The sequence below is a fragment of the Streptomyces sp. S465 genome (assembly GCF_026898115.1).
Taxonomy (GTDB): domain Bacteria; phylum Actinomycetota; class Actinomycetes; order Streptomycetales; family Streptomycetaceae; genus Streptomyces; species Streptomyces luomodiensis.
Map to the genome: position 1 here is coordinate 3178472 of NZ_CP114036.1, position 22717 is coordinate 3201188.

Sequence of the window (22717 nt, forward strand, 5' to 3'; positions counted from 1 at the left end):
ACGAGTGCCAGAACCCCTCCGCCAGTGTACGGCGGGGTGCGGTGGCATGGGCAAGAGCCGACGCTGGCAGCAACTCTCCCCACCCCCGCTGAGCTAGCGTCGCGGTATGGAGACGTGTTGGGAAGAGGCAGGCTGGGAGCGGCTCGCGCCGGATGTGGCCCGCCGCCGGATGCCGGAGTGGGACGAGACGGTCGGCGTGGTCGTCGGCCGGACCGACATCCTCGTCGTGGACACCGGCGCGACCCTGCGCGCCGGGGCCGAGCTGCGCACCCGGATCACCCGGCTGACCGGCCGCCGCCCCACCCGGATCGCGTTCACCCATCCGCATTTCGACCACGTCCTGGGCTCGGCCGCCTTCGCGGGCTGCGAGGTGTACGGGGCCACGGGCGTGGACGAGCTGCTGTGCCGGGAGCGGGAGACGCTGCGCGAGGACGCGATCCGCCACGGGGTGGAGCGGGGCGCGGCCACCGAGGCGGTGGACCATCTCGTCGGCCCGCACCATCTGGTCTCCGGGGAGCTCACCCTCGACCTGGGCGACCGGCCGGTGCTGCTGGCCAATGTGGGACCCGGCCACACCGCCCACGACCTGGCCGTTCTGGTGCCCGGCCATCCCGAGGTGGTCTTCTGCGGCGATCTGGTGGAGGAGTCCGGCCCACCCCAGGCGGGGCCCGACGCGATCCCCGGCCACTGGCCCGCCGCCCTGGACCGGCTGCTCGCCCTCGGCGGCGAGGACGCGCTGTACGTCCCGGGACACGGCTCCGTCGTGGACGCCGCCTTCGTCCGCACCCAACGCGACGAACTGGCCGCCCGCTTCGGCGTGTCCACCTAGGCGGCTTCTAGTTGTTCGCCTAGTCGTGCGCCTGGCCGTTCGCGTGGTCGTGCGGCCATGGGGGCGGGCGGTCGTCGCACGCTATCGTCAGCCGGATGCGACAGTACGACCCGGACCTGACCCCGCCCTGGAAGCGGCAGCGGCCCGCCCCCGAGGTCCCCGCCGAACCGGACCTCGTCGTGGAGGAGATCACCACCGGATTCTGCGGTGCGGTGATCCGCTGTGAGAAGACCGCCCAGGGTCCCACGGTCACTCTGGAGGACCGCTTCGGCAAACATCGCGTCTTCCCCATGGAGCCGCGCGGTTTTCTTCTCGAGGGGCGTGTCGTCACCCTCGTACGCCCGCGCGCGGCGGCCCCCAGCGCGCCCCGGCGCACGGCCTCCGGGTCGATCGCCGTTCCGGGAGCGCGGGCCAGGGTCGCCCGCGCGGGACGCATCTATGTCGAGGGGCGGCATGACGCGGAGCTGGTCGAGCGGGTCTGGGGCGACGATCTGCGCATCGAGGGCGTCGTCGTGGAATACCTGGAGGGCGTCGACGACCTGCCCGCCATCGTCGACGGCTTCTCCCCCGGCCCGGACGCCCGGCTCGGCGTCCTCGTCGACCATCTGGTGGCGGGCTCCAAGGAATCCCGGATCGCCGCGCAGGTGACCGGCGAGCACGTGCTGGTCCTCGGCCACCCCTACATCGACATCTGGGAGGCCGTGAAGCCGTCCTCCGTCGGCATCCCGGCCTGGCCCGCGGTGCCGCACGGCCAGGACTGGAAGAAGGGCGTCTGCCGCGCCCTGGGCTGGCCGGAGAACACCGGAGCCGCCTGGCAGCGCATCCTGTCCTCGGTCCGCTCCTACAAGGACCTTCAGCCGGAGCTGCTGGGACGGGTGGAGGAACTGATCGATTTCGTGACGGCCCCGGAGGGCTGATGGTCTCCGGAACCAGGAGGGCTGACGGCCCCAGGAGGACTGACGGCCCCGGGAGGGCTGACGGCTCCCGTCCCGGCGCGCCGGATCGCGTCAGTCCGCCTCGATCACGTCAGTCCGCCTCGATCACGTCAGTCCACCAGATCCCGCACCACCGCGTCCGCCAGCAGCCGCCCCCGCAGGGTGAGCACGGCCCGCCCCCGCCCGTACGGCCCCGGCTCCAGCAGACCGTCCTCCAGCGCCCGTGCCGCGGCCGCCGCCCCGGCCGGGCGCAGCAGGTCCAGCGGGCACCCCTCGGCCAGCCGCAGCTCCAGCAGGATCCGCTCCACCCGGCGCTCCTCGCCGGAGAGCAGCTCCCGGCCCGCGCCGGGCGACCTGCCCTCGCCCAGGGCCTGTGCGTACGCCCCGGGGTGCTTCACGTTCCACCACCGCACGCCGCCCACATGGCTGTGCGCACCGGGTCCGGCGCCCCACCAGTCGGCGCCGCGCCAGTACAGCTCGTTGTGCCGGCAGCGCGCGCCGGGCGAGGTCGCCCAGTTGGAGACCTCGTACCAGGTGAATCCGGCGGCCGACAGGGTCTCCTCGGCGATCAGATAGCGGTCCGCGTGCACATCGTCGTCGGTCATCGGGACCTCGCCGCGCCGGATCCGCCGCGCCAGCTGGGTGCCCTCCTCGACGATCAGCGCATACGCCGACACATGGTCCGGGCCGGCCCCGAGCGCGGCTTCCAGGGAGGCCCGCCAGTCCGCGTCGCTCTCTCCCGGTGTCCCGTAGATCAGGTCCAGGTTCACATGGTCGAATCCGGCCGCCCGCGCCTCGGCCACACACGCCTCCGGCCGCCCCGGGGTGTGCGTACGGTCCAGCACCTTCAGGACGTGCTGCCGGGCGCTCTGCATCCCGAAGGAGATCCGGTTGAACCCCGCCTCCCGCAGCTCCGCCAGATACCGCGGATCGACCGACTCCGGATTCGCCTCGGTCGTGATCTCGGCCCCCTCGGCCAGCCCGAACTCCTCCCGGATCGTCCCGAGCATCCGCCCGAGGTCCGCCGCGGCGAGCAGGGTCGGGGTCCCGCCGCCGACGAACACGGTCCGCACGGGCCGCGGGTCGTCCCCCAGCACCTTCCGCGCCAGCCGCACCTCCTCGGCGACCAGCTCGGCGTAGTTGTCCCGGGAGGCGAGCACGCCGCCGGAGCCGCGCAGCTCACTGGCGGTGTAGGTGTTGAAGTCGCAGTAGCCGCAGCGGGTGGCGCAGTACGGCACGTGCAGATAGAACCCCAGTGGCCGCCGCTCCGCCCCGGCCAACGCGGTCGCGGGCAGTGCGCCGTCCTCGGGCACGGGCTCACCATCAGGCAGTACGGAAGGCATGCCCCCATTGTCCGCCACGGCCCGCCGCGCGGGGCGCGCCCGTCCCGGCGCCACCGTTCCCGGCGTCACCGGTGACCTCGGGATCCACCCCCGGGACCCCGCCCTCGAGACCCAGCCCCCTTGGATCCCGCCCTCGGGATCCGGCTAGGGCTTCGGCTCGGCCGCCTTCAGGACCAGCATCGCCAGGTCGTCGTCCGGCGGCTCCGCGGCGAACTCGTCCACCGCCCGCCGCACCCGCTCCGCGACCTGCCGCGCGCTCATGCCCGCGCACAGCGCGAGCGCCGCCGCCAGGCCGTCCTCGTCGTCGAACTGCCGGTCACCGGATCGGTGCTCGGTGACCCCGTCCGTCACGCACAGCAGCGTCTCCCCGGGCGCCAGGTCGAACGATTCACTCGCGTACCCGACCTCGTCCACGACGCCCAGCAATATCTGCGGCTCCGCGACGGTCCGCACCTCGCCCCCGGGCCGCAGCACCAGCGGCAGCGGATGTCCCGCGCTGGCCAGGGTGCAGCGCACCCCCTCGCCCTCGCCCAGCGGCTCCAGCTCCCCGTACAGCAGCGACAGGAACCGGGGGACCCCGCCGCCCGACGGGAGCCCCGTGCCGACCGTGCCGATCAGGCCCCCGTCCACCAGCTCCACGACCCCGGAGGAACCTTCCGCGGCCTCCACACCGGCCGCCACGGCCTCCGCGGCGCCCTCGACCGCCTGCTCCACCGCCTCCTCGCCCAGCAGCTGGTTGAGCCGGTCCAGGACCTCCCCCACGCCGTACCCCTCGCGGGCGAGCAGCCGCAGCCAGGGCCGGACGAGCCCGGTCACCACGGCCGCCTCCGGACCGTTCCCGCAGACGTCGCCCAGGACGAAGCACCAGCGGCCGGTGCCGGCCTGGAAGACGTCGTAGAAGTCGCCGCCGGCCGAGATGTCGCCGGTGGGCTCGTACACGACCGCCGACTCGACCCCGGGGATACGCGGGATGACGGAGGGCAGCAGCCCGCGCTGGAGCACCCGGCTGATCGTCGCCTGCCGGGTGTAGCGGCGGGCGGAGGCGAGGGCCAGGGCGACGCGCCGGGTGAAGTCCTCGATCAGACCGACCACTTCGGTCGGCATCCGCACCAGCCCGGCCCGCCCCAGCAGCAGCGTGCCGAGCGCACGGCCGCCCGCGACCAGCCGGCAGGCGAGGGCCGCGCCACCGGGCCCGTACGCGGCGGGGTCGGCCGGCCAGGGCCACTCCACGGCGCCGCCGCGGGCGGCGGCGGGCACCTGGGGCGGCTCCTTCTCCAGCACCTGCCGCAGGCCCTCGATGCGCCCTTCGCTGGCGTGCCAGACCCGGGCGAGCCGCGGCGGGCCGCTCGCGGAGTCGAGCCAGATCGCGCACCAGTCGGCGAGCCGGGGCACCAGCAGCTGCCCGGCCAGCGAGGTCACCATGTCCTCGTCGAACTGTCCGGCCAGCAGATCGGACGCCTCGGCGAGGAAGGTGAGCGCACCGCGCTGGATCCACTCGGGGTCGCGGCGGACGGGGACGCGGCCCGGTGCGGGAGCGACGATCTCGACGGCGTCCTTACGGCCGTCATGAACGGCCCCCGTCCCGAATGCGCCCTCCGGCTCCCCCAAGGCGGCGGGCGCCGCGTCCACGGCGGACGCCGCGTCGTGGAAGGCCGAGCCCATGGGGCCGGGCCCGGCGGCGGACCCGGCCGTGGGCGCCACCGCCATCTGGAACCACACCGACTTGCTCGTCCGCCGGTACGTCGTCCCCCATGATTCGGCGATCTCGGCCACCAGCCGCAGCCCGTGGCCGCCGGCGTACTCCGGCCGCTCGTCCGGGTCCGGTGGATCGCCGCGCAGCACCCGGGTGGGGTGGTGGTCGGTCACCTCCACCACGAGGGAGGGCGGTTCGCCCTCGCGGTCCGACACATCCAGCGCACAGCTCACCTCGATGGCGGTGCCGGCGTGCACCACCGCGTTGGTGACCAGCTCGCTCACCAGCAGTACGGCCTCGTCCGCGACCCGGTCGGTGATCCGGTCGGCGGCCGGGACCTCCAGCGCGGCCCAGTCGGCGAGGGCGGCACGGACGAACCGGCGCGCGGCCGAGGCCGCGAGCGGAGTGCCGGGCAGGCTGGCGCGTGCCGAGGCGCTGGTGCGGACGGGGCCGATGCCACCCCCGACCGGCAGAACCACCCCACCGCCCTCAACCGACCCACCAGACGTGGCAGAAGATGACGTCCCCACTGTGCGGCTCCTGAAGAAGCTCCGTCATAACGCCGTATCCGTAACCGTATCCGGCACGGACAGAGTGGCAGACCGACCGCCCTCATATGCACCGAGTTACGCAAGTGAACCGCGATAAGGGGAAAATTCATGTGTCCGGCGGGCCGGTCAACTGGAAATCCGGCGTCGGACCGTATCCTTGCCTGTTAAACCTCTTTCGTGCCCGCGTACATGTCCTCGATCAGAGCCTTGTACTCACGCTCGACCACCGGCCGCTTGAGCTTCAGGCTGGGGGTCAACTCGCCGTGCTCCACGTCCAGATCGCGCGGCAGCAGCCGGAACTTCTTGATCGTCTGCCAGCGCTGAAGCCCCTCGTTGAGCGTGCGCACATAGCCCTCGATCAGCTCCCGCACCTCATCGGTGGCCACGACCTCCGCGTAGGGCTTGCCCTGGAGACCGTGGTCGCCCGCCCACTTCATGATCGTGGGCTCGTCGAGGGCGATCAGCGCGGTGCAGTAGTTGCGATCGGCGCCGTGCACCAGGATGTTGGAGACGAACGGACACACCGCCTTGAACTGGCCCTCGACCTCCGCCGGAGCGACGTACTTGCCGCCCGAGGTCTTGATCAGGTCCTTCTTGCGGTCGGTGATCCGCAGATAGCCGTCAGGGGACAGCTCCCCGATGTCCCCGGTGTGGAACCAGCCGTCGGACTCCAGCACCTGCGCGGTCAGCTCCGGCAGCCCGTGGTAGCCCTGCATGATGCCGGGGCCGCGCAGCAGCACCTCGCCGTCCTCGGCGAACCGCACCTCCAGGCCGGGGAACGCCTTGCCGACCGTGCCGGTGCGGTAGTCCGCCGGGTTGAGGAAACTGGCGGCGCTGGACTCGGTCAGGCCGTAGCCCTCCAGGATGTTGATGCCGGCGCCCGCGAAGAAGTAGCCGATGTCGGGCGTGAGCGCGGCGGAGCCGGACACCGCGGCCCGCAGCCGGCCGCCGAACGCCTCGCGCAGCTTGGCGTAGACGAGCTTGTCGGCCAGCGCGTGCTGGGTCTTGAGACCGAAGGGCACGGAGGCGGTGCCGGTACGGCGGAAGTTGTCCTGAGAGGTCCTGGCGTACTCCCGGGCGACCCCGGCCGCCCACTGGAAGATCTTGTACTTGGCCGCCCCGCCCTCGCGTGCCCGCTGGGCCACTCCGTTGTAGACCTTCTCGAAGATCCGCGGCACGGCACACATATAGGTCGGCCGGACCACCGGCAGATTCTCGATGATCTTGTCCACCCGGCCGTCCACCGCCGTGGCGTGGCCGACGTAGATCTGCCCCGCCGTCAGCACCTTGCCGAAGACATGGGCGAGCGGCAGCCACAGGTACTGCAGATCGTCGGGGTAGAGCAGCCCCTCCTGGGTGCCGATCACGATGGCCATGTACGACCAGGAGTCATGCGCCAGCCGTACGCCCTTGGGGCGCCCGGTGGTGCCGGAGGTGTAGATGAGCGTCGCCAGCTGATCGCCGCGCAGGGCGTCCATCCGCCCCCGTACGGCGTCCGGATGGCGCTCCAGATGAGCCGTGCCCCGCTTCTCCAGTTCGGCGAGCGAGAGCACCCAGCCCTCCGGGTCGTCCGCGGCGGGGACCGCGTCCTCGGCCTCGATCACCACCACATGGGCGAGCTCGGGGAGCTCATCGCGCTGCGCCCGCACCTTGGCGAGCTGCGCCGCGTCCTCGGCGATCAGCACCCGGCTGCCGGAGTCGGAGAGGATGAAGGCGGTCTCGTCGGCGTTGGTGGTCGGGTAGACCGTGGTGGTCGCCGCGCCCGCGGCCAGCACGCCGAGGTCGGCCAGGATCCACTCGACACGGGTGGCGCAGGCCAGCGCCACCCGCTCCTCGGGGCGGATCCCCAGATCGATCAGCCCGGCGGCGATGGCGTACACCCGGTCCGCGCATTCCCGCCAGGTCAGCGACCGCCAGTCGTCGGGACCCTCGCCCGAGGCGGAGGGCACCGGGTAGCGGTACGCCTCCTGGTCCGGGGTCGCCTCGACGCGCTGGAGGAAGTGCGTCGCCAGGGACGGCGGCCGGTTCTCGAGCAAGATCTGTGTGTCGGTCACGGCATCCTCCGGGGCCCGCATCATTGCTTGGTGACTCGCGAGTAACCTTCGAGTGGTGATCAGAGTAGGGGCCGAATCCTTACCGCGTAAGGGGTCCGCGCCACGTTGTTCCCCTGAAGTGCCCAGTTGTTCCGCTGAGGTGCCCCACGAAGCTCTGAGGTACCCACGAGGCTCTGAGGTGCCCAAGAGCCCTGAGGTGCCCACGAGGCTCCCCCGCACGCAGCGGGCCCGGCGCGTCCAGCACGCCGGGCCCGCTGACCGAAGTCTCCTCGGCTCGCTCCCGCTCGCTACTTCTTCGCCTTGGAGTCCTTGCCGTCGGAGTCGGAGGACAGCACCGCGATGAACGCCTCCTGGGGGACCTCCACGCTGCCGACCATCTTCATCCGCTTCTTGCCTTCCTTCTGCTTCTCCAGCAGCTTCCGCTTACGGGAGATGTCACCGCCGTAGCACTTGGCGAGGACGTCCTTACGGATGGCACGGACCGTCTCACGGGCGATGACCCGGGAGCCGATGGCCGCCTGGATGGGCACCTCGAAGTTCTGCCGCGGGATGAGCTCGCGCAGCTTGGCGACCAGCCGGACACCGTACGCGTACGCCTTGTCCTTGTGGGTGATCGCCGAGAACGCGTCCACCTTGTCGCCGTGCAGCAGGATGTCGACCTTGACCAGGTCGGAGGTCTGCTCACCGGTGGGCTCGTAGTCGAGCGAGGCATAGCCGCGGGTCTTGGACTTCAGCTGGTCGAAGAAGTCGAAGACGACCTCGGCGAGCGGCAGGGTGTAGCGGATCTCGACCCGGTCCTCGGAGAGGTAGTCCATGCCGAGCATCACCCCCCGGCGGTTCTGGCACAGCTCCATGATCGCGCCGATGAACTCGCTCGGAGCGAGGATGGTGGCCCGGACGACCGGCTCGTGCACCGTGTCGATCTTGCCCACCGGGAACTCGCTGGGGTTGGTCACCGTGTGCTCGCTGCCGTCCTCCATCTCCACCCGGTAGACCACGTTGGGCGCAGTGGCGATCAGGTCGAGATTGAATTCGCGCTCCAGGCGCTCACGGATGACCTCCAGGTGCAGCAGCCCGAGGAAGCCGACGCGGAAACCGAAGCCGAGAGCGGCCGAGGTCTCCGGTTCGTAGACCAGCGCGGCATCGTTGAGCTGTAGCTTGTCCAGGGCCTCGCGCAGCTCGGGGTAGTCCGAGCCGTCCAGCGGATACAGCCCCGAGAACACCATCGGCTTCGGGTCCTTGTAGCCGCCCAGCGGCTCCTGCGCACCGCCGGTGACCTGGGTGATCGTGTCACCGACCTTGGACTGGCGGACATCCTTCACACCGGTGATCAGATAGCCCACCTCGCCCACGGACAGCCCGTCGGCGGGGGTCATCTCCGGGGAGTTGGTGCCGATCTCCAGCAGCTCATGGGCGGCGCCGGTGGACATCATCCTGATCCGCTCGCGCTTGCTGAGCGTGCCGTCGACGACCTTCACATAGGTCACGACGCCCCGGTAGGCGTCATAGACGGAGTCGAAGATCATCGCGCGGGCGGGGGCGTCCTCGACACCGACCGGAGCCGGCACCAGCTCCACGACCCGGTCCAGCAGCTCGGCCACGCCCTCGCCGGTCTTGGCGGAGACCTTCAGCACGTCGGAGGGGTCGCAGCCGATGAGATGGGCCAGCTCGGCGGCGTACTTCTCGGGCTGGGCAGCGGGCAGGTCGATCTTGTTGAGGACCGGGATGATCGTGAGGTCGTGCTCCATCGCCAGGTAGAGGTTGGCGAGGGTCTGGGCCTCGATGCCCTGGGCCGCGTCGACCAGCAGGATGCACCCCTCACAGGCGGCGAGGGAGCGCGAGACCTCGTAGGTGAAGTCCACGTGGCCGGGGGTGTCGATCATGTTGAGGATATGGGTGGCCGACTCGCCGCCCTCGTCCTTCGTCGGCGCCCAGGGCAGCCGGACCGCCTGGGACTTGATCGTGATGCCGCGCTCGCGCTCGATGTCCATGCGGTCGAGGTACTGCGCGCGCATCTGCCGCTGCTCGACCACACCGGTCAGCTGGAGCATACGGTCGGCGAGCGTCGACTTGCCGTGGTCGATGTGCGCGATGATGCAGAAGTTACGGATCAGAGCCGGGTCGGTACGGCTCGGCTCCGGCACATTGGTAGGGGTCGCGGGCACGCAGGGTCCTGTGTCTAGGCGGGACTCGGTGTTATCGGTATGGGTTGGTCCCGTCCATGGTCCCATGAATGGCGACCTCTTCCGGGTTTGGGACGCCATCGACCCTGCTGGTAACCTGGCCGACTGTGTCTCGTGCCGCCCTCGCGCGGACACAGAAGACACACCGAAGCAAACGAAACCCGACGAACCTGCGAAGGCTTTTTACGTGGCGAACATCAAGTCCCAGATCAAGCGGAACAAGACGAACGAGAAGGCGCGCCAGCGCAACAAGGCGGTCAAGTCCGAGCTGAAGACCGCCATCCGCCGCACCCGCGAGGCCGTGGCCGCCGGTGACGCCGAGAAGGCCACCGAAGCCGCCCGCGTCGCCGCGCGCAAGCTCGACAAGGCCGTCAGCAAGGGCGTTCTGCACAAGAACAACGCCGCCAACAAGAAGTCGGCGCTCGCCCAGCAGCTCGCCGGCCTCAAGGGCTGACCTCGAGGGCTGACACCTTCCGGGGCGTCATCGCCCCATAGCGCCGGTTTGGGCACAGCGGTCCCTCTCACCCGCTCCGACCGGCAGCCGACGGATTCGTCAGCACCACCGCGCCGCACGCGGCCTGCGTTCGCCACGCGGGTGCGGCGCACATGATCGACACGAGGGCCCCGCCCTGTCCTTTCCCCAGGACAGGGCGGGGTCTTCGCGCTTCATTCGGGTATGTTCACGTCATGTCGATACCGGGGGAGACACCCAACCCGTACGGGCAGCCGCAGCCGCCCCAACCGCCTCAGCCGCCTCAGCAGAGCCCGCCGCAGAGCCCGTCACCCGGCCCGTACGGGCAGCCGCAGCCGCACCAGGCCCAGCCGCTCCAGCACAATCCGTACGCCCAGCCGACGATGCCGTCCGTACCTCTGGGCGGATACGGGCCGATGGGCACGCCTCCTGGGGCGCCGCCCACGGGCTCCGGGGGCGGCCGCAAGGGCTGGCCGTGGGCGCTGGGCGGGGCCGTCGTCGCCTCGGCGGTCTGGGCCGGGGTGCTGTTCGCCACGGGAGGGTTCGACGGGGAGGCGAAGGCCGATCTCGCGGGCTACCGCTATACGAACAATCTGTGCACCGCGACCGACGCCCAGACCATCGAGGACGCCGGGTACCAGCAGGAGGACGGGTCGGCGAACCCTCAGCACAGCAGCTCCGAGGACCCCGCACTGGACTCGATGACCTGCAACATCGACTTCGAGCCGAACGACGCGGACAGCGACGACTACTCCTCGGTGTGGCTCTACACCACGGCGTCGCTGCACAAGAAGACCGACCCCGCGCCCGAGTTCGAGGCCCAGTACCGGGCGTACGAGGAGCAGAAGACGTCCAGCTACAGCTACAAGGTGAGCCCGGTCAACGGGCTGGGCGACGAGGCGTATGTGGTGACGCAGGTGAGCAAGAGCGGCTCCGACACCGGCGCTTATGTGATCCTCGGGGTGCGCGACGGCTGGATGACCTACCAGTCGACCTGGTCGGAGTATCTCTCGTCGTCCTCCAGCGCCACGGCCAAGACGCCCGAGGAGGCCACCGCGATGCTCAAGAAGAGCGCCAAGGCCACGCTGGAGAAGATGAAGGAGTGATCGCGGGCCGGTCCCGGACCGGCTCTCTGCTAGCCTCGGCCCGCCCGAGCGGCGCGGGCGATCGTGACGACCGCCTTCTCCAGGGCGTACTCCGGATCGTCCCCGCCGCCCTTGACCCCCGCGTCGGCCTCGGCGACGGCGCGCAGCGCGACCGCCACTCCGTCCGCCGACCAGCCGCGCATCTGCTGCCGCACTCGGTCGATCTTCCAGGGCGGCATGCCCAGCTCACGGGCCAGATCACCGGGGCGGGCCCCGCGCGGCGCGGAGGCCAGCTTGCCGATGGCGCGGACGCCCTGGGCCAGAGCACTGGTGATCAGCACCGGCGCCACCCCGGTGGAGACGGCCCAGCGCAGCGCCTCCAGCGCCTCGGCCGCACGGCCCTCTACGGCGCGGTCGGCGACGGTGAAGCTGGACGCCTCGGCCCGGCCGGTGTAGTAGCGGGCGACGACGGCCTCGTCGATGGTGCCCTCGACATCGGCCACGAGCTGGGAGACCGCGCTGGCCAGCTCGCGCAGATCGCTCCCGATGGCGTCGACCAGCGCCTGACATGCCTCGGGGGTGGCGGACCGGCCGGTGGCACGGAACTCGGACCGCACGAACGCCAGCCGGTCGGCGGGCTTGGTCATCTTCGGGCAGGCGACCTCGCGCGCCCCGGCCTTGCGGGCGGCGTCGAGCAGCCCCTTGCCCTTGGCCCCGCCCGCGTGCAGCAGCACCAGGGTGATCTCCTCGGCGGGGGTGCCGAGGTAGTCCTTGACGTCCTTGATCGTGTCGGCCGCCAGATCCTGTGCGTTGCGCACCACCACGACCTTGCGCTCGGCGAAGAGCGAGGGGCTGGTCAGCTCGGCGAGGGTGCCGGGCCGCAGCGCGTCGGGCATGAGGTCGCGCACATCGGTGTCGGGGTCGGCCGTGCGGGCGGCCGCCACCACCTGCTGCACGGCGCGGTCGAGCAGCAGCTCCTCCTGGCCCACGGCGAGGGTCACGGGGGCGAGCGGATCGTCGGTCGTCGATTTCCTGGCCATCGCGGTCCAGCATCCCACGGACCTCGGACAACCCGGCCGTCCGGATGTCCGACAATGTTCCGGTGATCGATGAAGAGCTGACCGGCGCCCGGCACATCCTGGTGCTGCCCGACCGCGACGCGGCCGAGGAGGTGGCCGAGGCACTGCCCGAGCGGTTCGGCGTCACCCAGGAGCCCCAGCTGGTACGGGACGCGCTGGCGGGCGAGGACGACGCCGAGGACGCCCAGTGGCTGGTGGTGGTCGAGGACCCGGCCGGGGCGCTGGACGCGGCGGCGCTGGACGCGTTCGCGGACGAGTACGACGGCTGGCTGGAGACCGAATAACCCCTGCCCGGCGCCGGATATCCCCACGCTGGATGCCCTGGCGCTGGATGCCCTGGCGCTGGATGCCCCGCACCGGATGCCCCCCGCACCGCCCGCGCCGGCCGTCTCTAGCCGGTGACCAGCGCCAGCGCGAAACCGTCGTACCCCTTCTCGCCGACGGTCTGTATCGCGGTGCCGGTCAGCCGGGGCTCCTGGGCGATCAGCTCGGTGAACCGCCGCACGCCCCGCACCTTCGGGTCGGTGCTGGCCGGGTCCGCCACTGCGCCGTCCCGCACCACGTTGTCGCCGATGATCAGGCTGCCCGGCCGGGTGAGCCGCAGCGCCCACTCCAGGTAGCCCGGGTTGTTGGGCTTGTCCGCGTCGATGAAGACCAGGTCGAAGGGGCCGGCTCCCTCTTCGGCCAGCCGGGGGAGCGAGTCCAGCGCCGGGCCGGTGCGGATCTCGACCACCTTGCCCAGCCCGGCCCGCGCCACATTGGCCCGCGCCACCTCGGCGGACCGCGGATCGGCCTCCAGGGAGATCAGCCGGCCTCCCTCGGGCAGCGCCCTGGCCAGCCAGATGGTGCTGTAGCCGCCCAGGGTGCCGATCTCCAGCACGGTGCGCGCGCCCTGGATCCGGGCCAGCAGCTGGAGCAGCTTGCCCTGGTTGGGGGCGACCTGATGCGGCGGCAGCCCCGACGCCGCGCTGTGTTCCAAGGCCGCGTCCAGAGCCGGGTCCGAGGGTGCCAGCAGGCCGTTGAAATAGGCGTCCACTTCGGTCCACCGCGCAAGCGACATGGGCATTCGTCCTTTCGGAACTGACGGAGTCCGCAAGGGGGAACTTACGCCGCGCGCGGCGCCGGTTGACGGAATATCCCGGAGCCGTGCGGCGGCCCGCCAGCACCGCGCGCAGACCCGGGCCGCCCGTCACCGCGATCGGCCCATCGGTGTCGGTCCGCAGCACGGCCGCCCCTTGACCGCGCAGGGAGGCGATGGTGCGGGGCGACGGATGGCCGTAGGGGTTGTCGGCACCGCAGGAGATCAGGGCGAGGCGGGGCCTGAGGCGTTGGAGCAGCCGTGGGTCCTGGTAGGCCGAGCCATGGTGGGCCACCTTGAGGACGTCGACCTGGGGAAGGGCGGGGTGGGCCGTCAGCAGGGCCTGCTGGGCCGGGGGTTCCAGATCGCCCAGGAGGAGCAGGGTCAGCCCCGCCGTGCGGACGAGGAGGGTGACGCTCGCGTCGTTCGGCCCCTCGGCCGTGGCCGCGGCGGGCGGCGGCGCGGGCCACAGCACCTCCCAGGACAGCGGACCGAGGCGGCGTCGCTCCCCCGGCACCGCGGAGACCACCGGCACATGCGCCGACCGGGCCACGCGCCGTACGGACTCGGCCTGGCCGGGCGGCTCTCGCAGACCGGTCGTCTCGATGGCGCCGACCGCCCGCCCGCGCAACGCCCCGGTCAGGCCCGCCACATGGTCGGCGTGGAAGTGGGTGAGCACCAGCAGCGGGATCCGCACGACGCCGAGCGTGCGCAGACAGCGGTCGACGGCCCGCGGCTCGGGTCCGGTGTCCACGACGACGGCCGTGCCGGGGCCCGCGGCCAGGACGAGGGCGTCTCCCTGCCCGACATCGCAGGCCACCATCCGCCAACCGGGCGGCGGCCACCCGGTGATGACCCGGGCCAGGGGTGCCGGGCGCACCACGGCCAGCAGCACCAGCAGCGCGCATACGGCGCACATCAGGCGGTGGCGCAGCAATCGGCGGCCCGCGAGGACCACGGCCAGGGTGACGGCGGCCAGCAACACTCCGCCGGTCCAGCCGTCCGGCCAGTCCGCCTCGGCTCCGGGCAGCGCCGCACCGGTGCGGGCCACCCACGCGATCCACCCGGCGGGCCAGCCCGCCGGCCAGGCGATCCACTCGGCGACCGGCGGCGCGACGGCGGCCACCGCGAGCGCGGCGAACCCCAGGACGGTGGCGGGCGCGACCGCCACCTCGGCCACGAGGTTGCACGGAATCGCGACCAGGCTGACCCGCGCGGCCATCGCCACCACGACCGGCGCGCAGACCGCCTGGGCCGCGGCGGCGGCCGCCAGCGCCTCGGCCACCCGGGGCGGTACCCCGCGGCGCCGCAGGGCCTCGCTCCACCCCGGCGCGATGGTGAGCAGCGCGCCGGTGGCCAGGACGGAGAGCAGGAAGCCGTAACTCCGGGCGAGCCAGGGGTCGTAGAGCACCAGCGCGAGGACAGCGGCGGCCAGGGCCGGGAGCAGGGAGCGGCGGCGGCCGGTGCCGAGGGCGAGCAGCGTGATCAGCCCGCAGGCCGCGGCGCGCAGCACACTGGGCTCGGGTCGACAGACGATGACGAAGGCGAGCGTGAGCCCACCGCCGAGCAGCGCGGTGGTCCGCAGCCGGATGCCGAGCGCGCCCGCCAGACCGCGCCGCTCGGCCCGCCCGGCCAACTGCGGCGGGCCCGTGAGCAGCGCGAGCACCAGCGTCAGATTGCTGCCGGAGACGGCCATCAGATGCAGCATGTCCGTGGCCCGGAACGCCTCGTCCAGCTCGGGCGGCACCCGTGAGGTGTCCCCCACGACCAGCGCCGGGAGCAGCGCCCGCGCGTCCGGGGAGAGCCCGTCGGTCGCGGTGCGCAGCCCGGCGCGCAGCCGCCCGGCCAGCCGCTGAACCGCGGTGGGCGCGCCCGTGACCCGTGGGGGTCCGCCGCTCAGCCGCACCACGGCCGCGACGCGGTCCCCGTCACGCAGCGGCGGCGCCAGGCGGCCGTGGACGTGCAGACGTGTGGACGGCAGCAGCCGGAGCCAGGCCGCCCGCTCCTCGGGTGTGCCGGGGTGGACCGTCACCAGGACGGGGGCGCGGGTGACGGTCCTGGTGCCGCCCGGTCCGGTGACCCGGGTGACCTCGGCGTCGAGAACCACGGACGCGGGCGCGAGCGCGGCGCCACGCACCCGTGGCCGGGTGAGCTGTGGATCCCCCGTGACGGTCACCTCGGCGGTGGCCTCGGCGTACTGCCGGGCCAGCGCGGGCACCGGGCCGCGACGCACATCCGCCCCGTGCAGCCCGGCGACCGCCCCCGCGGCGGCCCCGCACAACAGCGCCGCCACCACCGCCCCCACCGCACGCCGTCCTCGCCATGTGACGGCTCGTGGCGGCGATGCGGTCCGCTCCCCCGGCGTCGCGTGGGGGCTCTCGCCGGTGCCCGCCCGCCGACGCGCCCGGGGGGCGGCACAAGGTGTGGCCCCGGGTGGCGCTCCCGCCTCCGACGGCCGCCGTTCGGCCTTGGACGGCAGTGACGTCCGGCCCCGCCTCCGAGGTCCGGCGCCGCGCGACGGCGTCGCGGTGGCCCCGGGCGCGTCCCGGCCGTCCAGAGGCGGCCTCGGTGAGCGCGGCCCTGGCGAGGACGGCACCGGTGGGAACACGTCCGGCGCGCGCCGGGACCGGGGCGCGCCGCGCGGTCGTCCACCCGGTGCCGGGGTGACTCGTCGGCGGGCCCCGATGAGCAGGGCGACCGCCACGAGAAAGGCCGCGGCGCAGGCGAGGGCCACCATAGGAGCCGGTGCGTCCAGGGCGAGGGCCGCAGCGGCCCAGGCGGCCAGGGCCGGTGGTACGAGGCGGAGGTCGGGCGGGCCTTCCTGGCGTGGCTGTGAGGCACCGCGCGGGGACGCGGCCGTCGCGTGGACCGGGATGCGGGTCCGCGTCGGCTCCGTGGCCGTCATGGCCGGACCAGCGGGCGCAGATCGGCGAACCGGCGCTCACCGATGCCGTTCACCTCGCGAAGTTCGTCGATGGAGCGGAAACCTCCGTGCTGGGTGCGGTAGTCGATGATGTGCCGGGCCAGCACGGGGCCAACTCCCGGGAGGGTGTCGAGCTGTTCGGCGGTCGCGGAGTTGAGGCTGACCGAGCCGCCGGGCGCTCCTGGTCCGGCCGGTGCGTTCGGCGCACTCGCGCCGTTCAGCGGGCCCGCCCCGTTCGGTGCGCTCGGCACACCGGCGGCCGGATCGGCGGCCGCGCCCGGCGCCGGCGGTCCGCCCGCGGGGGCGCCGACCACGATCTGCTCCCCGTCCACCAGCGGCCGGGCCCGGTTCAGCCCGCTCAGGTCGGTGCCCGGCCGTACCCCACCCGCCGCTTCGAGGGCGTCGGCGACCCTCGCCCCGGACGGCAGCTTCCGCAGCCCCGGACGGCGGACCTTGCCCGTCACATCCACCACGACCGCCCGACCGTCCCCGGAAGGGGCGGGCCGGCCGCCGGATGTCGGACCGGGTGCGGAGGACGCGGCACGCGGGGGCTCCGGATCCGGTGCCCGCACGGTCTGGGGACGGCCGGTCCAGAAGTGGTAGGCCGCGAAGGCCACCGCGGTGAGCAGGGCGACGGCCAGCGCGGCGACCGTCCTGAGCTCCATACCGCAGCGGACCTGGAGCCACACCGGCAGCCGCTCCCGCAGGGCCAGTCCTGCCCGGTCGCGGCGGCGCAACGGACCGTCCCCGGGCGGCTCGTCCTTCCGTACCTCCGCCACACCCTCGGTCGGCATGCCCTCGCCCTCGGTCGGCATGCCCTTGGCCGGGAGGCCCTCGGCCAGGGCGTCCTTGACCGGGCGCTCGTTGGCCGGAAGGTCCTCGGCCAGGAGGTCCTTGGCCGGAAGATCCCTGGCCGGAAGGTCCCTCGCCGGAAGGTCCCTGGCCGGGGGCTTCCCGTCCCGGATCTCCGCGACGCCCGTCGGGCCGTCCCGGCTGCCCAGGGCGAGGGACCCGACCGCGACCGGGGGTGCCGACGACGTGGCGAAGAGCGCCGCCGCGCGAGTGGCCCGTGAGGGGCGCGTGGCGCGTGAAGCTGCGGTCGGGCGGGCATGGCGGTGGGCGCCACCGAGGCGGCTCCCGGCCCGGGACGGGCCAGCGCCGCCGGACGGCGGGCCTGGCCGACGGCCCGCCCCGCCGTCGCGATGGCGGCCGCGCCCCGGCCCTTCGGTTACCGTGCGTGATCGTGACCTCATGTCACCCGACGGTAGACACCCGCGGCCGATCGCGCCGATCGCCCTCAATTCCCGTGGACAACCCTCAGATTGTGGACAAGTTCGTCACCCTGTCGGGTGAGCCGCACCGCCAAACATCGTCCGGAACCGCCATGCATCGTCCGGCACCGCCCACCCTCCGCTACCGCGGAGAGACCACCGCCCCCAGCAGCCCCGGTCCGGTGTGCGCCCCGATCACCGCGCCGACCTCGCTCACATACAGCTCCTCCAGCCCCGGCACCCGCTCCCGCAGCCGCTCCGCGAGCGCCGTCGCCCGTTCGCCCGCCGCCAGATGCTGCACCGCGATGTCCACCGGGCTGCGGCCCGCCCGCTCCACCACGATCTCCTCGAGCCGGGCGATGGCCTTCGAGGCGGTGCGGACCTTCTCCCGCAGCTCGATCCGCCCCTCGTCGAGCTGGAGCAGCGGTTTCACCGCGAGCGCCGAGCCGAGCAGCGCCTGGGCCGCGCCGATGCGGCCGCCGCGCCGCAGATAGTCAAGGGTGTCGACGTAGAAGTAGGCGGCGGTGCCATCGGCCCGCTTCTCCGCCGCCGCCACCGCCTCGTCCAGCGTGCCGCCGCCCTCCGCCACCTCGGCCGCCGCCAGCGCGCAGAAGCCGAGTGCCATCGCGACCATTCCGCTGTCCACCACCCGCACCGGTACGGGCGCGTCCTGTGCCGCGAGCGCCGCCGCGTCGTAGGTACCGGAGAACTCGGCCGACAGATGCAGGGAGACGATGCCCGTCGCGCCCGCCTCGGCGGCGGCCCGGTAGGCGGCCGCGAACATCTCCGGACTGGGCCGGGACGTCGTCACCGGCTTGCGCTTCTGCAACGCCTGCGCGAGGGACCGGGCCGAGATCTCGGTGCCTTCCTCCAGGGCCCGGTCGCCGAGCACCACCGTCAACGGCACGGAGGTGATGCGATGCCGCTCCATCGCATCCGGCGGCAAGTAAGCCGTGGAATCGGTCACGATCGCGACATGGCGGGACATGACTGGGAGGTTATCGGGGGACGGGGCTCGCTGACCGCGCGACCCCAGCGGATGATCAATTGCCTTACGGATCATGCCCTGTTCAGACGTGGCTCAGGTCCCGTTCTCCGGCCGTGTTCCCGGTCTCAGGCCGTGTTCTCGGGACGGGTGGACTCCTGCCAGGGCTCCTGCCGAGGCTCCCGCCGAGGCTTCTGCCAAGGCTGCTGCCACGAGTGGGGCTCCGTCCGTGACGCCGCCCCGAGCGAGGGCGAAGGCGAGGGCGAGGAGGGGGACGGGGGTGACGCCGGCTCCCGGTCCGCCCCGGACCCCGTCCGCGGGCCCGCCCCAGGCTCCTCCCTCGCCGCGGCCCACGGCTGCTCCGCATCCGCCGTCGTCCAGTGCCGCAGCGCCCCGGCCTCCATCTCGATCTCTTGGCCCAGCGTGTCCAGATCGTCGTGTGCCAACCGCTGTGTCCGCTCCTGCACCGCCCAGCGCAGCGAGTCGGCGGAGTGGGTGATCCGCCCGGTGCGCTGCCGCAGCTCGGGCAGCAGGGCCGCGATCCGGGTCTTGTCGGGCTCCTGCTCCAGCCGCTTCAGATCCGCTTCCAGGTCCTGCGCATGGGCGCTCAGCCGCCGCAACAGGCCCAACGACTCCGACAGCGACCGGTCTTGCGGGGCGGCCGCCTGGAGCGCTTGCTCGGTGGCGCGCATCGAGCCGCGCAGGGAGAGCCGCAGCTGGGCGAGCTCGCCGGCCGCACCCGGCTGGGCGAGCTGCCGGGCCCGGAGTCTGGTCTCCTCCACCGTGCGGCGGGCCTGGTGCACCGTGCGGTCGATGCCGCGCTTGGCCGCTCGGACCGTTCGAACGGCCGCGTAGACCCCCAGCAGCATGATCAGGACGAAAAGCGACAACAGGATCCAGATGGCTTCCATGTGCGCTCCTTGGGGCGGCGGTCACGGCACGGTGGCGGTCGTCCTCCCAGCGTAAACGCGCCGGGCGGGCCGGGGGTTCCTGACGAACCCCCAACCCGCCCGCGAGTGGGACCCACGACGCGCTATCAGGCCGGCACGATCCGGACCCGCCACCAGGCCGAACGGGCCGGAGCCATCCGGACCCGCCATCAGGCCGAACGGACCCGGACCCGCCATCAGGCCGGAGCGATCCTGGCCAGCTATCAGGCCGGAACGATGTTGACCAGCTTCGGCGCCCGTACGATCACCTTACGGATGCCCGCGCCGTTCAGCGCCGCCACGACCGCCGGGTCGCCCAGCGCCAGCGCCTCCAGCTCCTCGTCCGAGACCGAGGGCGCGACCTCCAGCCGGGCCTTGACCTTGCCCTTGACCTGCACCACGCAGGTGACGGTCTCGTCCACGACATACGCCGGGTCGGCGACCGGGAAGGGCTCGTGGACGACCGACGTGGAGTGGCCCAGCTTGCGCCACAGCTCCTCGGCGATGTGCGGGGCCAGCGGCGCGATCAGCAGCACCAGGCCCTCGGCCACCGAGCGGGGCACCTCGCGCACCTTGGTGACGTGGTTGTTCAGCTCGGTGATCTTGGCGATGGCGGTGTTGAAGCGCAGGCCCTCCATGTCCTGCCGGACGCCGTCGATCGCCTTGTGCAGGGCGCGCAGCGTCGCCTCGTCGGGCTCGGTGCCGACGACGGTGACCTCTCCGGTGGCCTCGTCGACGACATTGCGCCACAGCCGCTGGAGCAGCCGGTACTGGCCGACCACGGCCCGGGTGTCCCAGGGCCGCGAGACGTCCAGCGGGCCCATGGCCATCTCGTACAGGCGCAGGGTGTCGGCCCCGTAGTCGGCGCAGATCTCGTCCGGCGTGACGGCGTTCTTCAGGGACTTGCCCATCTTGCCCAGCTGACGGGTGACCTTCTCGCCCTGGTACCAGTACGCTCCGTCGCGCTCCTCGACCTCGGCGGCCGGGACGGCGATGCCGCGGCGGTCCCGGTAGACGTACGCCTGGATCATGCCCTGGTTGTACAGCTTGTGGAACGGCTCGGCCGAGGAGATGTGCCCCAGGTCGAACAGCACCTTGGACCAGAAGCGGGCGTACAGCAGGTGCAGTACGGCGTGCTCGGCGCCACCGACGTACAGGTCGACGCCGCCGTGCGGCCGGTCCTCGGCCGGTCCCATCCAGAAACGCTCGATGTCCGGGTCGACCAGCCGGTTCTCGTTGTGCGGGTCCAGGTAGCGCAGCTCGTACCAGCACGACCCGGCCCACTGGGGCATGGTGTTGGTCTCGCGGCGGTACGGGCGCGGGCCACGGCCGTCGCCCAGGTCCAGCACCACGTTGACCCAGTCCTCGTTCCGGGACAGCGGGGTCTCCGGGGAGGTGTCGGCGTCGTCGGGGTCGAAGGTGCGCGGCGAGTAGTCCTCGACCTCGGGCAGCTCCAGGGGCAGCATCGACTCGGGCAGCGCGTGGGCCACGCCGTCCTCGTCGTAGACGATGGGGAAGGGCTCGCCCCAGTAGCGCTGACGGCTGAACAGCCAGTCGCGCAGCCGGTAGTTGACGGTGCCCTCGCCGATGGAGCGGGCCTCCAGCCACTCGGTGATGCGCGCCTTGGCCTCGACGACGCCCAGCCCGTCCAGGGTGATGCCCTCACCCGCCGAGTTGACGATCTCGGCATCGTACGAGGCGAACGCGTCGTCCCAGGTCGACGGGTCGGTGCCGCGGTCGTCCGACGGCTGGACGACGCAGCGCATCGGCAGCTCGAAGGTGCGGGCGAAGGCGAAGTCACGGCTGTCGTGCGCCGGGACGGCCATGATCGCGCCGGTGCCGTAGCCCATCAGGACGTAGTCGGCGATGAAGACCGGGACCTGCTCGCCGCTGACCGGGTTGACCGCGTACGCGCCGGTGAAGACGCCGGTCTTCTCCTTGACCTCGGCCTGCCGCTCGACGTCCGACTTGGCCGCGGCCTGCTTGCGGTAGGCGTCGACGGCCTGGGCCGGGGTGGCGTGCCCGCCGGTCCACACGTCGTGGGTGCCCTCCGGCCAGGCGGCCGGAACGACGGCGTCGACCAGGTCGTGCTCGGGCGCCAGCACCATGTAGGTCGCGCCGAACAGGGTGTCCTGGCGGGTGGTGAAGACCGTGATCTTCGCGTCGGAGTGGCCGGCGACGGGGAAGTCCACCCGGGCACCCTCGCTGCGGCCGATCCAGTTGCGCTGCTGGAGCTTGATCGCCTCGGGCCAGTCCAGCGCCTCCAGGTCCTCCAGCAGCCGGTCCCCGTAGGCGGTGATCCGCATGTTCCACTGGCGCAGCTTGGCCTTGAAGACCGGGAAGTTGCCGCGCTCGGAGCGGCCGTCGGCGGTGACCTCCTCGTTGGCCAGCACGGTGCCCAGGCCGGGACACCAGTTGACGGGCGCGTCCGAGGCGTAGGCCAGGCGGTACTGGCCCAGCACATCGGCGCGCTCGGCCTCGGTCAGCTCGGCCCAGGGGCGGCCGTCGGGGGTCGTGCGCTCACCGGAGGCGAACTGCTCGACCAGGGTGTCGATGGGACGCGCCCGCTTCGCCTCCGGGTCGTACCAGGAATTGAAGATCTGGAGGAAGATCCACTGGGTCCACTTGTAGTACTCCGGCTCGATCGTCGCGAAGGAGCGGCGCCGGTCGTGGCCCAGGCCCAGGCGGCGCAGCTGCCGCCGCATGTTGTCGATGTTGGCCTCGGTGCTGACCCGGGGGTGGGTGCCGGTCTGCACCGCGTACTGCTCGGCGGGCAGGCCGAAGGCGTCGAAGCCCAGGGTGTGCAGGACGTTGTGGCCCGTCATGCGGTGGTAGCGGGCGTACACATCGGTGGCGATGTAGCCCAGCGGATGGCCCACGTGCAGTCCCGCGCCCGAGGGGTACGGGAACATGTCCATGACGAACTTTTTGGGCCGGGCGGCGGCCTCGGGGTCGCCGGCCAGGTCTCCACTCGGGTTGGACGCCTCATACGTGCCGTTCGCGTCCCAGAAGTCCTGCCACCGGGCTTCGATGTCGGCGGCCAGGGCGGCCGTGTAGCGGTGCGGCGCGGCCACCTCGGCCGCGGCATTGGTCTCGCTCATGGTCCTCAAAGCTCCATCGGTCGTCTCTGCCTGCGGCAACGCAGCGGATCCCTCTCGCTTCCGAAACAAAAAGGCCCCTCGCACAGGAGGGGATGCCGCGCTGATGCCGACCGGAGCTGTTCTCGGTCGGTGCTGATCAGCGCGGCCCGCTAAGCAGAAGGCGTACGGCACGCATGGGGCCAGGTTACCGCAGGGCACCGACGGCC

Annotated in this window: 15 protein-coding genes and 1 pseudogene; 5 read left to right on the plus strand and 11 right to left on the minus strand. The window is 72.5% G+C overall.

Features of this window, described 5'->3' with window-relative positions; translation table 11 throughout:
* Nucleotides 1-106: 106 nt before the first annotated feature.
* Nucleotides 107-829, plus strand: a complete 723-nt coding sequence (locus N6H00_RS13880; protein ID WP_268971977.1) for an MBL fold metallo-hydrolase — start codon at nt 107-109, stop codon at nt 827-829.
* A 95-nt stretch (nt 830-924) separates the two neighbouring features.
* Nucleotides 925-1746, plus strand: coding sequence for a DUF3097 domain-containing protein (locus tag N6H00_RS13885; protein ID WP_268971978.1), 822 nt, complete (start codon nt 925-927; stop codon nt 1744-1746).
* Nucleotides 1747-1874: 128 nt separating this feature from the next.
* Here the strand turns inward: N6H00_RS13885 and hemW are convergent, their stop codons facing one another.
* The 4 genes from hemW to lepA all read right to left on the minus strand — a co-directional run bounded on the left by hemW (nt 1875) and on the right by lepA (nt 9570).
* Complete coding sequence (hemW, locus tag N6H00_RS13890; protein ID WP_268971979.1) at nt 1875-3107, minus strand: radical SAM family heme chaperone HemW; 1233 nt, start codon at nt 3105-3107, stop codon at nt 1875-1877.
* Nucleotides 3108-3251: 144 nt separating this feature from the next.
* Nucleotides 3252-5273 carry a SpoIIE family protein phosphatase gene (locus tag N6H00_RS13895; RefSeq protein WP_443073212.1) on the minus strand — a complete coding sequence of 674 codons (2022 nt, stop codon included), beginning with the start codon at nt 5271-5273 and terminating at the stop codon, nt 3252-3254.
* 242 nt (nt 5274-5515) lie between these two features.
* On the minus strand, nt 5516-7405 hold the full coding sequence (locus N6H00_RS13900; protein ID WP_268971981.1) for an AMP-dependent synthetase/ligase: 1890 nt from the start codon (nt 7403-7405) through the stop codon (nt 5516-5518).
* A gap of 287 nt (nt 7406-7692) precedes the next feature.
* On the minus strand, nt 7693-9570 hold the full coding sequence (lepA, locus tag N6H00_RS13905) for a translation elongation factor 4 (RefSeq protein ID WP_268971982.1): 1878 nt from the start codon (nt 9568-9570) through the stop codon (nt 7693-7695).
* A gap of 205 nt (nt 9571-9775) precedes the next feature.
* Between lepA and rpsT the strand changes: the two genes are divergently transcribed.
* Both rpsT and N6H00_RS13915 read left to right on the plus strand, forming a co-directional pair.
* Entirely contained in the window at nt 9776-10042 is a 267-nt protein-coding gene (rpsT, locus tag N6H00_RS13910; protein ID WP_268971983.1) for a 30S ribosomal protein S20, read from the plus strand.
* A gap of 233 nt (nt 10043-10275) precedes the next feature.
* Nucleotides 10276-11166 (plus strand): hypothetical protein, encoded by an 891-nt coding sequence (locus tag N6H00_RS13915; RefSeq protein WP_268971984.1) that lies wholly within the window; start codon nt 10276-10278, stop codon nt 11164-11166.
* 29 nt (nt 11167-11195) lie between these two features.
* Here N6H00_RS13915 and holA read toward each other — a convergent pair whose 3' ends face one another.
* Nucleotides 11196-12185: a DNA polymerase III subunit delta gene (gene holA, locus N6H00_RS13920; RefSeq protein WP_268971985.1), complete on the minus strand. Its 990-nt coding sequence runs from the start codon at nt 12183-12185 to the stop codon at nt 11196-11198.
* A 44-nt stretch (nt 12186-12229) separates the two neighbouring features.
* On the opposite strand from holA, the gene N6H00_RS13925 reads away from it, so the two are divergent.
* Nucleotides 12230-12508: a hypothetical protein gene (locus N6H00_RS13925; RefSeq protein WP_432280583.1), complete on the plus strand. Its 279-nt coding sequence runs from the start codon at nt 12230-12232 to the stop codon at nt 12506-12508.
* Nucleotides 12509-12615: 107 nt separating this feature from the next.
* Here N6H00_RS13925 and N6H00_RS13930 read toward each other — a convergent pair whose 3' ends face one another.
* From N6H00_RS13930 to leuS, 6 genes and pseudogenes are all read right to left on the minus strand, one after another.
* Nucleotides 12616-13284 (minus strand): O-methyltransferase, encoded by a 669-nt coding sequence (locus N6H00_RS13930; protein WP_268971986.1) that lies wholly within the window; start codon nt 13282-13284, stop codon nt 12616-12618.
* Nucleotides 13285-13375: 91 nt separating this feature from the next.
* Nucleotides 13376-15607: pseudogene (locus N6H00_RS13935) on the minus strand (ComEC/Rec2 family competence protein); the annotation flags it as partial.
* Between the two features lie 596 nt (nt 15608-16203).
* The gene (locus N6H00_RS13940; RefSeq protein WP_268971987.1) at nt 16204-17478 is read right to left on the minus strand and encodes a ComEA family DNA-binding protein; all 1275 of its coding nucleotides are present in this window, start codon (nt 17476-17478) and stop codon (nt 16204-16206) included.
* A 160-nt stretch (nt 17479-17638) separates the two neighbouring features.
* Entirely contained in the window at nt 17639-18484 is an 846-nt protein-coding gene (locus N6H00_RS13945; RefSeq protein ID WP_268971988.1) for a DegV family protein, read from the minus strand.
* Between the two features lie 125 nt (nt 18485-18609).
* A complete protein-coding gene (locus N6H00_RS13950) occupies nt 18610-19392 on the minus strand; it encodes a hypothetical protein (protein WP_268971989.1) in 783 nt (260 codons plus the stop codon).
* A 242-nt stretch (nt 19393-19634) separates the two neighbouring features.
* Nucleotides 19635-22511, minus strand: coding sequence for a leucine--tRNA ligase (gene leuS / locus N6H00_RS13955; protein ID WP_268971990.1), 2877 nt, complete (start codon nt 22509-22511; stop codon nt 19635-19637).
* Between the last annotated feature and the right edge of the window lie 206 nt (nt 22512-22717).

Coding starts and splice junctions, on each gene's coding strand:
- N6H00_RS13880 (WP_268971977.1), top strand. CDS start 107: ATGGAGACGTGTTGGGAAGAGGCAGGCTGGGAGCGGCTCGCGCCGGAT.
- N6H00_RS13885 (WP_268971978.1), top strand. CDS start 925: ATGCGACAGTACGACCCGGACCTGACCCCGCCCTGGAAGCGGCAGCGG.
- hemW (WP_268971979.1), bottom strand. CDS start 3,107: ATGCCTTCCGTACTGCCTGATGGTGAGCCCGTGCCCGAGGACGGCGCA.
- N6H00_RS13915 (WP_268971984.1), top strand. CDS start 10,276: ATGTCGATACCGGGGGAGACACCCAACCCGTACGGGCAGCCGCAGCCG.
- holA (WP_268971985.1), bottom strand. CDS start 12,185: ATGGCCAGGAAATCGACGACCGACGATCCGCTCGCCCCCGTGACCCTC.
- N6H00_RS13925 (WP_432280583.1), top strand. CDS start 12,230: ATGTCCGACAATGTTCCGGTGATCGATGAAGAGCTGACCGGCGCCCGG.
- N6H00_RS13930 (WP_268971986.1), bottom strand. CDS start 13,284: ATGTCGCTTGCGCGGTGGACCGAAGTGGACGCCTATTTCAACGGCCTG.
- N6H00_RS13940 (WP_268971987.1), bottom strand. CDS start 17,478: ATGAGGTCACGATCACGCACGGTAACCGAAGGGCCGGGGCGCGGCCGC.
- N6H00_RS13945 (WP_268971988.1), bottom strand. CDS start 18,484: ATGTCCCGCCATGTCGCGATCGTGACCGATTCCACGGCTTACTTGCCG.
- N6H00_RS13950 (WP_268971989.1), bottom strand. CDS start 19,392: ATGGAAGCCATCTGGATCCTGTTGTCGCTTTTCGTCCTGATCATGCTG.
- leuS (WP_268971990.1), bottom strand. CDS start 22,511: ATGAGCGAGACCAATGCCGCGGCCGAGGTGGCCGCGCCGCACCGCTAC.